Consider the following 12,721-nt stretch of genomic DNA (forward strand, 5'->3'; position numbering starts at 1 on the left):
CCCAATGGGCCGATTGATTTGCTCCAAGTGTGGGGATATGTATTCTCTCCAATGGAGAGTTCCCTTTAAGGGAAAACGAAAGGGCCGTAAGGCCCTTTTCCATTTAAAAAATGTTATCATCCAACTTGTTTAATCAGTTCGGCTATTCTGTCTGCAGAAAATTGTGTTCTAAACTCGACTTTGACAGATTTACTTATTTGACTGAATAGTGCTTGTGCATGTTTTATCTTACGTTCTTCTTCAAGTCTTAAACTATCCTTCCCATCTACATTTTTTGTTTCGATAATAAAGTTTAAGTAATCACCTTTTTTTGTTTTGACAACATATGCAAAGTCAGGGGAGTACGTGTATCCGCCTGCTACCGGAATCTTAATGGAGTTCTTCGGTATCTTTGTAAAAACAGCTACAGACTGGATCTCTCCATCTGTTATGTTGAGCCTTTCAAGCTCTGAGTCATAAAAGACTTCTTCAAAAAGATAAGAATCCAACGGTGGTTTTGTGTTGTCATTCAATATACCAAGATCACTTGATAATACCTCACTCACAGGCTCACCGTCTGCATTAGTGAACTTTGTAGGATGAATTGAACCTGAAATCACATTATATCCAAGGCTGAATTTGTTAAATGAATTGTTCAACAAATACTTGCTAAAACCAGATTTAATCTTTCTGATTGTTTGAATGTTCAGGTATTCAGTGATATTGATAGTGTCTTTTATATCACAAAAAACCTTATGTAAGGTATCGTGTTTAGCAAAAATAGTTTGTGACAAGTTATCAAGAAATTCCCGATAGCTCATTGTGTTTAGTTTAGCAAAGTTATCATCGTCACTGACGATACTTTTCGACATTGCCGTATCATTATGAATATAAATTCTATCAATGCGAGTATGAACGCCTGATTTAGTGAATCTTTTTGTTTCTTCGAGCATAAATGACATGAAAATGGATAAGAATTCATTTTCGCTATTTATTTTATACTCAATCACTGCTTTTTGATTTATCAAATCCCATAATTCTTTCAGCTCACTGAACTTACCAACACGCATTTTAGTCCGTCTTTTTCCATCAGTGGCTTTTTTAATTTTGCTTGGTTTCACTCCTGTAGGGAATGCTGCCGGATATTTAGCTTTTAAGCGGCTATAGGCATCTGAACCTTTGAAGTTTTCATTATCATCAATGATCCCATCATCAAAGATTTCATTCATGAGTGTTCTGGATGAAAGCTCAGGATACTGAGATAGTATTTTATCCTTAAGTTCTTGAGTAAACTTACTTGGAACTGTTTCTTTGAAAGAGCTATCGTTGACCTCTTTGACAAGAGAATCGACAAAATCTTTTTCCGTAAAATCAACATAATAGTTGAGAGTAAAATTGCGGTCTTTCACACGGCACATGTATTCATTCACTGGAAGACGTAAACCACGCCCTACCTCTTGAAGTTTAGATGTGGTGCTACCACTCGAACGGAGCTTACAAATCTGAAAGACATTTGGGTTATCCCACCCCTCACGCAACGTCCATTTAGAGAAAATGAAACGGCGAGGATTTTCTAAAGATAATAGAAGCTCTTTATCATGAAGGATTTCGTTGATTTCCTGCTCAATTTTATCATCTTTATCACTATTATCTTTTGAAAAATAACCACCATGAACAGAAGATATATCCCTAACAGTTTTTTCAAGGTAGTTTCTAAAAAAGTCATCTTTCTCTGTTTCTAACAGTTCATTAGCTTCTGCCAAAACGTATTCTTCGAACTTAGTTTTCAGGCTTCCGGCAATATTATTACCATCACGATAGCCTTCAATGTCATCAATGAAGAAAAGAGTAAGAGGCTTTATGCGTGGCCTTTGTGTCAGATACTCTTTTTCCAACTTAAAGTGTTCTTTGACAGCTTTACGCATCATGTTATCAGCAAGTGTCTGATCGTAAGAGTAGGGGTTAATTGAACTACCAATTTTTAGTTCAATACCATTACTCAATACAGCAGTGCTCTTGTTTAAGGCATCCAGTGTTAAATCATGGATCGCACTATGCGTTTTAGATAGTGATTCACCTTTGGCTAACTTGAATTTTTTTCTATTACCATTTTCGTTTAGTTCAAAAGTGGCCTCTTTTCCGTCAGATTTAACAAATTTAAGATTAGCACTACCATCACCAACAATATCCTCAATGTATGCATCAATACCTTTAACAAGATCTTCATTGAACGCATCCACGGCTGTAAGACGATAAACTAAGTTCTTATAGCCTTCACTAAAAGTTGCGCCATAACGGATGATATATTGAGCATTAAATTTTTCAATATTTTCCCATGTCTTTTTACCCGTAGGAAATTTATGAGGCTCATCAATGATAATGAATGGTTTTATCGCACTAAGTGCAGAAAATGGGGTATCAAACTGATTATCAAGCAAGCCAACATCATAAGTGTCAGTTAAAGACTTAGAGTTAATCATCCCTGAGTTGATCACAAGAACGTGTATATATTTCTTATTGAAATTACTTGCTTCAACAAAATCATGGATAGCTTGAGGCATATACGATTTTGTATTTTTACCCGAACTTTTCTGGCTTTCAACAACGTAAGTCTTTAGTTCACGCTCGTAATCGTCTCTAAAGTGTTCTTTTAAAGCATCGCTTTTTAAAAAGTTAACTGTTCCAGCTTTGATAGATAGGGTAGGAACAATGATGATAAACTTGTTAATACCAAATGATTTGTTCAGGTCAAAAATGGTTTTGGTGTAAGTATAAGTTTTACCTGTACCTGTCTCCATAGAAACATCAATTACGTTGCTTCTAGCATCGTAATTATCTTTTGAATGCTCAATACCATTGAACTCCTGAACATTTTTTATGTTGTTGTAATATTGTTGTTCAGATAGATTCAGTTCTGGATTAGCTAACAGGCGAATAGCAACATGATCCGTCTGATGAGGTATGGCGGATACAAAGACATTCATCACCGCATCAACGCCAGCCTTTTGATGAGGTAAGTTCTTTTCGAATGTGAACCCTTTAGACATGATTAGTTCCTCACCACCAAATCCAAATCAATTGATTTTTTATTGGCATAACTTTTTAATGCTTCATTGAGTTCCATCTGTTTCGCACTTTCAAAGTTGCAGCCATAAAATACGACTTTGTTTGGCGCAAAGTCTTTGTCTGTATCTAACTTTTGAAGTAAAGCTTTCAGTGCTTCACTGGTAAAGTTTGGCGCAATCAGATACAGGCGACCATCGCATAAGTGTGCTTTGTAGCCGTTAAGATCTACATCTTCAATTGGTGTTGTTAACAAGCTGCCATCATACACACACCATGTAGTCAATAGGGTGTCATACTGTTCAGGTTTCAACACCGCATCGTCAAAGAAGCTAAGATTAGACAGCGTAAGTTCAGACTCATCTTTTGCTCGAAAATCATCAACAGTTTCGAAAATTTTGAAACCAAGATCTCCATTATAGTTTGGATTTTCTTTTTTTAACTTTTCTCCCGCTTTGATGATTCTTTTTTTAGTTACTTCAAATATATTTTTATAACCAAGATCAAAAGCAGTTGAGTCTGATTTACATTTTTCATCTATCTGTATTCCAATAAATTTTCTTATTCCACCATCATCAATATTTAGTTCACATATAGCTTGCAGCGATGATCCAGAACCAGCAAAAAAGTCAAGTGCGATATAATTATTTTCAGGCACCAAGCTAAAAATATATTTTAAATAATTTACATTCTTAGGATTGCTGAATACATCAGGATGACCAAGAATGCTGGATAATTGATTTGTTCCATCATTCGTTGAATAATCTAGAATGCTCCTTGAATTTCCCTCAGTCTTTACCTTTGTATAGAGGGAACCAGCCTTTTTAAATACATCTTTTTCTTCAATAAATGTTCTCTTTCTAACTTGATACCCATTGTTTGTTTTTCTTATAACAATATTTTCCTTTTCATTGTTAAATTTATTTATGTCCCATGTCCATACTCCAAGTTTACCTCTCACTTTTGGAGGACGTATTTTCACATATCCATTAGCTATGAGTTCCTCATTGTCACTATATATTTCCTCCTCACTATTTGAGCTTGATGCCAACTCTATATCGTAATCACTTACGCCAATAAAGTCTGTTGTTTCTGGATGGTAATATACAGTATAACCTAAATTCTTTCTTTTATTTAATGTACCACCATCACCTCTTGTTGTGATTGAATCTTTAAGAATATAAAACCTACCATTATCCTGAAATACCTCTCGCTCACTGACGGAATAGTTGATTAAAGATGCATCAGGGGTTATGGATTTTCTGTAGCAAAGTAAAAAATCATGGTTTTTTTGTATATTTAGAGTGTCGCTTTTGGAGTTAAGTTTATTATGAATTATAATACCCAACGAGTTAGCCTCACCAAAAATTTCATCACAAATTATTTTTAGTTGACTAATTTCATTGTCATCAATCGAAATAAAGATAACGCCATCTTCGCGGAGAAGCTCACGAGCAATATAAAGACGGGGGTAAATGAATGTCAGCCATGCACTATGACTACTTGAACCTTTGACAGTAAAATTGAGGATACGTGCAGCTTCATCAAGATCGATACCTGCCAGTTCGGAAAGCTGTTCAGGTGTAAACTTGCGATCATCGTTATAGGCGAACCCATCAGAACCCGTGTTATATGGCGGGTCAATATAAATTATCTTTACCTTTTCAGCATAAGCATTAACCATGTGCTTTAATACTTCGAGGTTATCCCCTTTGATTAAAAGATTCTGACTGTTTTTGTTCTCTTCACGTTGGTTATGATTTTTATCTTCTGCCAGCAAGGATTTCGGTGGTAGGTTAGCCAACAGACGGGCATAGGACTTACCCAGCCAGTTTAAGCTGTATGATTCTTTAGAGAGTTCAACATCTGATGATTTGACGATCTCAAGCAGCTTTTCTTGAATAAACGCTCCGTTTTTATCAAAACACTGCGGAAAGTTAGCCTTCAAAACAGCAATCTGCTTACTGTTAGCAGTTTCAACTTCTGAAAAAATCGTTTCTTTTTGCATATCCATTTTGAACCTGATTATTTATTGTTCGATTTAGTGGTGTTTTTGATTGAAACTTCACTTAAGCCTATGCGTAGTAGTTCTGCAGCTGCACCATCTATGCTTTTGAAGACTCGTGCTTCGTAAGGCTGTCTGGAACTACTTAAGACTAATGGCTTGCCTTCCCATTCTGAACCATCAAAAATCACCGTGTACTCCCCTTTAGAGCCTTCTATTGTTGCTCTATCAAGTAGACCTGATTTGACTCTTTCCTTAGCCATCGAGCTAAGGATAAAATTTCCACCATTAAGACCTGATATCATGGTTATTCCTCGGTATTTAATACTGCTACGATATCAAATATTGCTGAAAAATCATAATAGAATGGTGTAATAGCCATCAACCTATGATGGCTATTCAAATATATTCAAAACAAGGGGTTACATGCGACTATGTGATGATTTATCAAGCGGTTAGCCTTGGATTTCAAACTCAAACGATCACCTGTGGGCAAACTCAAACGGCCTGACCGCTCTTTCTCGATTGGCATCAAGATAGTCAGCCCACCACTGAAGCATTAGCCTCCGCTCATCGAGATGTTCAGCAAGATGGATGTAAGCAGCGCGAACGTTATTACGCTCCTGATGGCTCATCTGACGTTCAACTGCATCTTTTGACCATAAGCCGGATTCGATCAAGGCACTACAGGCCATCGCCCTAAACCCGTGTCCGCAAACTTCCGTTTTAGTGTCGTAACCCATTGAGCGCAGGGCCTTGTTAACAGTGTTCTCACTCATCGGCCTATCCGGCTGGTGATCACCAATGAAGACCAACTCGTAATCCCTACTGATTTGTTTTATCTCTTCTAATATTTTCAGTGCCTGACGGCTTAGAGGTACAAGATGAGGGCTACGCATCTTAGAACCACGATGTGAGTGCTTTACGCCCTTCAGAGGTTCTCGTTCTGCAGGTATCGTCCAAAGCGCATTTTTAAAATCGATTTCTTCCCATCTTGCAAAACGCAGTTCACTTGAACGTATGAATACCAACAGTGTTAGTTTCACTGCTAATTTAGTCAACTTTCGACCTTTAAAGCATTCGATACGATCAAGCAATTCGGGAAGGCGTTCGAAATCAAGCGCTGGGCGGTGCACTCGTTTAGCTACAGCTATTGCGCCAGCCATATCTTGAGCTGGATTATAATCAAGTAGACCATTTTGTACCGCAAAACGTAGGATTGCGGTCGTTCGCTGTTGAAGACGCGAAGCTACTTCATATCGCCCACTCGCCTCTACTACCTTAATTGGAGCGAGTAGATCCCGAGTCTTCAGTTCCGAAATCTTACGTTTACCTAAAGCAGAGAAAAGATTATCCACTAAACTTTTAAGCACCCGCTCACTATGGGACTCAGACCATTTTTTGCTACAGGATGCATGCCAATCTCTTGCTACAGCCTCAAAGGTTAGTGCTCCGCTTTCTTCAATCTTGTCCTCTTTTTTCTTTTGAGAGGGATCGATACCATCAGATACCAGTTTCTTCGCGGCATCGCGCCTCTTACGAGCCTCTGCCAATGAAACCATTGGATAAACCCCTAACGCCAGCATCTTCTGTTTGCCACTAAAACGATATTGAAGACGCCAGTATTTTGAGCCATTGGGGTTAACCAACAGGTGCATCCCTTCACCATCGGTAAGTTTGAAAGGTTTGTCTGCAGGCTTAACTGTTCTGACTTTGATATCAGTAAGAGCCATAGATCCCCCTCCCCTTGTTGGTATCAATTTCAATCGAACCGAAGCTACCAACAGTTATACCATCATTTGTTGGTAGATGTTGATATACGACAGTAGACTTTAATAGACCTGAAACAATAGGCAGAATATCTAACTTATTGATTTTGTATACGTAAATAGACTTTAGTAGACGAAAAAAAAGACTTGATTGGTGCGAAGGCCGGACTCAAATCATGATTTAATCATATGAAAAATATAGATAATTTAAAACAATCAATGATAAATGCCCCTTTTTGTGCCCCCATGCTTTTTTGTGCCCCTACAAAATCCGACACCTAATGGTAAGTTATCAAATCTCTCCTGGTTAGGTTCCGTGCATCGAATCCTAACCAGGACAATACATCATATGGATGCTCGCTCTTCACTCCATGCCAAAACTGATGCCTTTGGTTGTGGGAGAAAAAGTTTTTTTAGAGAAAACTGTTCACAGTGTTCACTGAGCATTTTTATGATTAATATTCAATACATTACAAGGTGAATAGTTGATGAACAGTGAACACTTTACTGTTCACTTTTTCTGGGTAAGATCAGTTTTTGCCCCTGCTTCTTTTATTTCCTGGCGCCCAAACTGGGTAATTGCCAGAAACTAGGGCCAGTACAGTTAAAAGCTTTAGATGAAAATAGAGCCGCGTTCTGGCGGCTTTTTTAACCCCATAGTGAGATGCTATGTTCAATTCAATCCCTTAGAACATCGTTGCGAATGATATCGATATCTCCTGAAATTAGGGGTATTACTAGGTGGCTAAGGTAACTTGTTAATGGAGTAGGAATGGCAAACTATGTATCAGGGAATATCATTTCTCAATCGTATGTTCATGTTAATCCTGAGTGGTTAAAAAATGCGACCCCTCAAGATAAGAAACTAAGAATCAATGAGATTGAGAAGCAAATAACTGCCTTTGCGAAGAGCCGAATACCTTTTTTTATTGGAAGTGAGGTAGAGATAACAGTTGAGTTCTCTGAAGGCTCAATCATCGCGAAAATCACCGCTTACGGTAAGATCATCCCACTACTGGGGGGGCTAGTTATCGGATACCCACACTTTAGTGAGGGTGTTAGAACCATGGTGAAAGATGCACATGATCTAGGTTCGTATATTAACTCCGAGCTGTTATTTCAAACAGGCGCAAAACATAAATCTGAGCGCAAGTCAGTTGAGGCTCGCTTAGGAGTTTTTGGTATTATTGATCGCGTTAACGCCCAGATTAATGATCTAAGCTTGATCTCTCGGAGGAAGGAAAATTCGCCATCAATCACATATAAAAAATTGTTACAGTTGCATGGGGATATCCTCTCATCCCTTGATAAGATTTCTGAAAATGCCCTAGATGACTCAGATGAAAAAATAGCCAAGGATATGTGGATTGAAGGCGTATCCGGCATATCTGTGGGACGATCGCATTTCAAATTTAATCTTAAAAGTGATGATGATGTGTACAAAATGTTGGTTGCCGAAAAGCAGAGCATTCTTGATGACCTGAAAAAAAGGCAATAGAGCCTAATGCCTCCGTGGTGGGTATATAAAAATCACGGGGAGCCGGGCTAGCTTCGTCTTGACCTGCTCCCCATAGACATAAATCCGACTGCTTTAGCGATTTCTTTTAATGTACTAGTAACCTTTAATGATTCTGTCAGAGTTGCCGTTATGGGCTGGGTTGTAGCAGTGATCCGGTTCAGAAGTGTTTGTTCTCATAGGCATCTTTCACTCCGGCGTGTTTCTCCGCACAGGCCCGTAGGATGGTGAGGGCGTGCCGGATTAACTGCTCACTGCGTTCTGGTTCAAACCAATTACCATTGAATTTTCCGCCGTGAAAGAGATTGTTTCTTACTCGACAGACCAGCAGTAAAATCAGTTCAGCCCGGTGCCGGGAACTCGGTAGTTTTTCCGACCACATGATCCCCTTTTCACCGTAAATCTGTTTTTTAGGGGGATGCTCTTCGAAATAATGAATCGCTTCGCTAAGTTTAGGGGTAGACGGGTTTTCGATAACGTCACGCACCTGATCGGAATATCCATTCCAGTCAGCTTTTAAATGGCCTCCATTGATTAAAATCCCACATGCCTTGAGGCAATATTCATATCGTGAAAACTCGATAAAAAACTCACAGGCCAGTTGTTGTAACATCAAAAACTCCATATCCTGTAGTAACTTAACTTAAAACAACTATGTTAATCACCCATGCTACACATTATAGAACTTATTATGTAACTTTTAGGAATGGTAATTTACAAGCCCAAAGACTGGATCAATGAGGATTGTTTAGCTCCTATATAGCTTGTTGGAAGGTCCGCTTCTGGCACTAAGCGGTCTGATGAGTTTTGAAGGAAAAAGTTTTTTTGGGAAAAACTGTTCACAGTGTTCACTCTGTATTTTTATCTATTATATTCATTGTGTTACTGAGTGAACACTTGGTGAACAGTGAACACTTTACTGTTCACTGTGGCTGATTTTCAGGTAAAAAAAGACCGGCATCAGCCGGTCAGGGTAGTTTATTTCGCTGTGGGTTCATCGCACTTCGGCAGCCAGTCGGCGTTGCTTTCCTCTTTCAGTGTGAGGTTGGTCTGCATGCCCTGATTTGTCCGTCGTTTGTCGTAATTCAGGCCGTACTCTTTCAGCATGGTTGACAGCCCCTTACCGAACATGGTCAGGCTGAGGGTGTTTTTGTAGCCGTGCGCTTCCATGTACACCAGATAGGCATGATAAAGGTACAGGCGCGGCTGACGCGGGATAATGTTGGCGTTCCCCATATACATCCCGTCAGCGTCCGGCAGGGCTTCCAGATAGCCACAAAAATCAAAGGCCGGGTCAGCGTCACGCTTGATGCTCAGTGCTTCATCGGAGTTCTGCTGTGCCTGGAGTAACGTGCGGGCGCTCATCGGGTCGCTGAACTTCTGCATAAGCTGGCGCACAATAACGGCCAGCTCACGGGCGATTTTGTCCTTAAGCTGCGGGTCGCGGTCTTCCGGCGCAATCTGTTCCGGGAAATGGATTATCACCCGGCGACGGGACACACCGCCGCTGCGGTCAGTGAAGCGCATCGGGTTGTTGTTCACCGCCAGAATCACTGCCGGAATATGCGTCGAGTACGGGTTCTGGTATTTCGGGTCAACGGACACCGCATCGCCGCCGGTAATGGCCTTGAGCCCGGCACCGTCACCGCTCCACTTTTCCTGGTCAGGTAAGCGAATCAGCGAGAACCCCGTCAGGGAGGCACGTTTGCGCGGGTCTTCCAGTGTGTCAATGTCGGCCGACGTGGCGTTATCCGCCCCGGCGAGCATGGTGGCAATTTCAGTCATAATACTTTTTCCGCTGCCACCGGGGCCGGTGACTTCGAGAAAGAGCTGCCAGTCGTAGCGGTTCGCCAGCACCATAAACAGCGCCGCCAGTATCACGTCACGTTTTTCTGGGCGGCCACCGGCGGCACGGTCGAGCCAGTGCCAGAAGTTCGGCGCATGGGTTTCCAGCGTTTCCCCGGCCACCGGCGCGGTGAAATCAACATCACACAGGGTGCGCAGCCAGTGTGATTTGTGGTGCGGGCTGAACAGGCCGGTGCCGGTATCGAGCACACCGTTACGAAAACCAATCAGGCGCCGTGAGGGGGCACTCTGCTGCGGAATAATCAGTTTCAGGGTGTCCACCACCGCGTTAATGGCGGCCGACGAGAACGGGGCGCGCAGACGCTGAAACAGCCCGGCCACGTCACGGGCAAAATCCAGTGGCGGAATGATTTTCCAGATACCGTTTTCATAGCGGGACAGGAGCTGGCCGCCGGTGTCGACCGCCAGTGCCTCGCCATAATGCTCATGCACCCGCGCCGCCTTTTCACTGGCTCTCATTGCAGTAAATTCCGCCTCACTCATGGTGTCGAACGGACTCTGAACCGGTGGCCGCAGGGCGTCGTAAATGGCCTGACGCGTGGTGTCTTCGCCATGCTGCATGAACGCATCATTCCAGTCACCGAACACCGGCGGCAGGACGACCGTCCCCTCACAGGTTTTTGCGGCCGCGGCGGCTTTGCCCTGACCGTCACCGTTAAGGTCGCGGTCGGCGGCGAAAACAATCTGGCAGGCCGGGTGCTTCTGCCTGACAAGGCTTGCCAGGGAAAGAAGGTTCACGGACGACAGCGCCACCATGACGGTTTCCCCGGTCAGGTGATGCACGGTCAGTGCCGTGGCATACCCTTCGGCAATCCACAGGCGTTTCCCGGCCTGTTTCTGGCCGTTGAAGATATGGCATGTCCCTTTCACCTGGCCGCCTTTCAGGGTGCGTTTCTGGCCGTCAGCACTGATTAGCTGGACATTCACCAGCGCGCCGGTGTCGTCATACAGTGGCACTACCACATCACCGGCGCTGTAAGACACACCACCGGCTTTGTGCGCACCTGTCAGCACGGCACAGGCATAATCCGGGAAGCCCTTGCCGGTCAGGTAGGCGTTGCCGGTGGCCGTGCGGGTTTTCTCCATGAGCTTTACGGCCAGCGCGGCCGCTGCTTTGCGCCCGGCCTCCGTTCCGGTTTCTGCGGCGGCAGTCACTTCCGGGGTAACCGGTGGCAGATTACCGGTCACGGCATTCACTTTTCCGGCGGCTTCGGACGGGGTCACGCCAAACACTTTCTCTATTAGTTTCAGGCCGTCACCCGCGCCGCACTGGTTGCAGTACCACGTCCCGCGCCCCTCTTTATCGTCAAACCGGAAACGGTCATGACCACCACACACCGGGCAGGCCTGATGGCGGTTTTTAATCACCTTTACCCCCAGTGCCGGGAGAATGCGCGGCCAGTGGCCGCGAGCCCGTTCTACGGATTCCGTTACGTTCATGTTCATGGTTTTGTCTCCCTCAGTGCAGTACCGGTGCGGTGATATGGCGGGCGCAGAGTTCATCCATCACGGCCAGCCCGAGAAAGGACAGCGACGGGGCGGCTTTCAGGGGGCCGGCTTCCATTAAATCTTCCAGTAAGGCACAGGCAATCTGGCGGCCTTTCTCCTCGCCGTGCTGGCGCAGGTAGAAGCCCTCCAGCTCGGCGGCAATGGCACTTTCCAGTGTGTCGAGGGTGAGGGTCGGGTAACGGTGCTGGCGTTCGCACAGGGTCAGCCAGGCACAGGCCACCGCACGGCGGTACAGTGCGGCACGTAATACGGGCGGTAAGGGTTGTTTCATGCGCGAACATCCTCAGTGAGCCAGCGCTCATTACAGCGCTCGACCATATCGTCCAGCCGGGCGGTCATCAGGTGAATGACAGAGGTGAGCTGCGCCTGCTGCGCCGGGTCAGGCCGTGAAGATGCGCAGTCCTGTGCCTGCATGAGTTCACCAATAAGCAGGCCAACATTACGCAGATGCTCCAGGTGCCGGAGGTCAGCAAGGGAAATGGTCAGGGTCAGTTCTTTCACGCACACACCTCCGCCACCGGCAGACGCCCGGCAAAGGCGAGAACGTAATCACGAACAAAGGAAAGGCGTGCGGCGCGTTCATTACTGGCAACAGTGCGCAGCATACAAATACGGGGTTTACGGTCTGCGCGACGAACGGCGGCAAACACAAAGACAAACTGCGGGTGTGACGGGGTGAGGATCGTAGCCATAAGGGCAACCTCCGTTAGATAGCGGGTAACACTACCACCGGAGTTTCCACGCTCACTGGTGGTAGCCCAGACGGGGGTGGAAATACCGGCTCTAACGGATACCGGCCCGACCGAAGTCGGCCCCGCCTGAGCCACCATTACTCGATAGCTACAACGGCAATAAAACCATTGTGCAAGTAACTGGCGCACGAAGGCGTAGACACAAAAAAAGACGCATGGCGCGTCTGGTGTCGCCATTGAGTAACACGGGTTCCTACGCCCGGCTGCCGATTTTGCGACAGCGGGAAAACTATACCTGGGAATGACGGCAGGACGCAAGCCA

Annotated in this window: 10 protein-coding genes; 1 reads left to right on the forward strand and 9 read right to left on the reverse strand. The window is 44.2% G+C overall.

Annotated features, from left to right (window positions below):
* Window positions 1-116: 116 nt before the first annotated feature.
* From LC084_RS15640 to LC084_RS15655, 4 genes are all read right to left on the reverse strand, one after another.
* Window positions 117-3,026, reverse strand: a complete 2,910-nt coding sequence (locus LC084_RS15640; RefSeq protein ID WP_226572102.1) for a type III restriction-modification system endonuclease — start codon at window positions 3,024-3,026, stop codon at window positions 117-119.
* 2 nt (window positions 3,027-3,028) lie between these two features.
* Window positions 3,029-5,056, reverse strand: a complete 2,028-nt coding sequence (locus LC084_RS15645) for a site-specific DNA-methyltransferase (protein ID WP_226572103.1) — start codon at window positions 5,054-5,056, stop codon at window positions 3,029-3,031.
* Between the two features lie 11 nt (window positions 5,057-5,067).
* Entirely contained in the window at window positions 5,068-5,352 is a 285-nt protein-coding gene (locus LC084_RS15650; protein ID WP_226572104.1) for a hypothetical protein, read from the reverse strand.
* A gap of 177 nt (window positions 5,353-5,529) precedes the next feature.
* Complete coding sequence (locus LC084_RS15655; RefSeq protein WP_226572105.1) at window positions 5,530-6,780, reverse strand: tyrosine-type recombinase/integrase; 1,251 nt, start codon at window positions 6,778-6,780, stop codon at window positions 5,530-5,532.
* A gap of 808 nt (window positions 6,781-7,588) precedes the next feature.
* Between LC084_RS15655 and LC084_RS15660 the strand changes: the two genes are divergently transcribed.
* On the forward strand, window positions 7,589-8,314 hold the full coding sequence (locus LC084_RS15660) for a hypothetical protein (protein WP_032344221.1): 726 nt from the start codon (window positions 7,589-7,591) through the stop codon (window positions 8,312-8,314).
* 178 nt (window positions 8,315-8,492) lie between these two features.
* On the opposite strand, the gene LC084_RS15665 is transcribed toward LC084_RS15660, so the two are convergent.
* The 5 genes from LC084_RS15665 to LC084_RS15685 form a co-directional block, all read right to left on the reverse strand.
* Window positions 8,493-8,945, reverse strand: a complete 453-nt coding sequence (locus LC084_RS15665; RefSeq protein ID WP_226572106.1) for a hypothetical protein — start codon at window positions 8,943-8,945, stop codon at window positions 8,493-8,495.
* Window positions 8,946-9,310: 365 nt separating this feature from the next.
* Window positions 9,311-11,644, reverse strand: a complete 2,334-nt coding sequence (locus LC084_RS15670; protein WP_226572107.1) for a primase-helicase zinc-binding domain-containing protein — start codon at window positions 11,642-11,644, stop codon at window positions 9,311-9,313.
* Window positions 11,645-11,657: 13 nt separating this feature from the next.
* Window positions 11,658-11,978, reverse strand: coding sequence for a DUF5375 domain-containing protein (locus LC084_RS15675; protein WP_226572108.1), 321 nt, complete (start codon window positions 11,976-11,978; stop codon window positions 11,658-11,660).
* The gene (locus LC084_RS15680; RefSeq protein ID WP_264193548.1) at window positions 11,975-12,199 is read right to left on the reverse strand and encodes a hypothetical protein; all 225 of its coding nucleotides are present in this window, start codon (window positions 12,197-12,199) and stop codon (window positions 11,975-11,977) included. The genes LC084_RS15675 and LC084_RS15680 overlap by 4 nt, the downstream gene beginning before the upstream one ends.
* A 5-nt stretch (window positions 12,200-12,204) precedes the next feature.
* Window positions 12,205-12,721 (reverse strand): host cell division inhibitor Icd-like protein (locus LC084_RS15685; protein WP_226572110.1); only part of this gene is annotated, 517 nt, incomplete at its 5' end.

This window comes from Mangrovibacter yixingensis (genome assembly GCF_020523985.1).
GTDB lineage: Bacteria > Pseudomonadota > Gammaproteobacteria > Enterobacterales > Enterobacteriaceae > Mangrovibacter > Mangrovibacter yixingensis.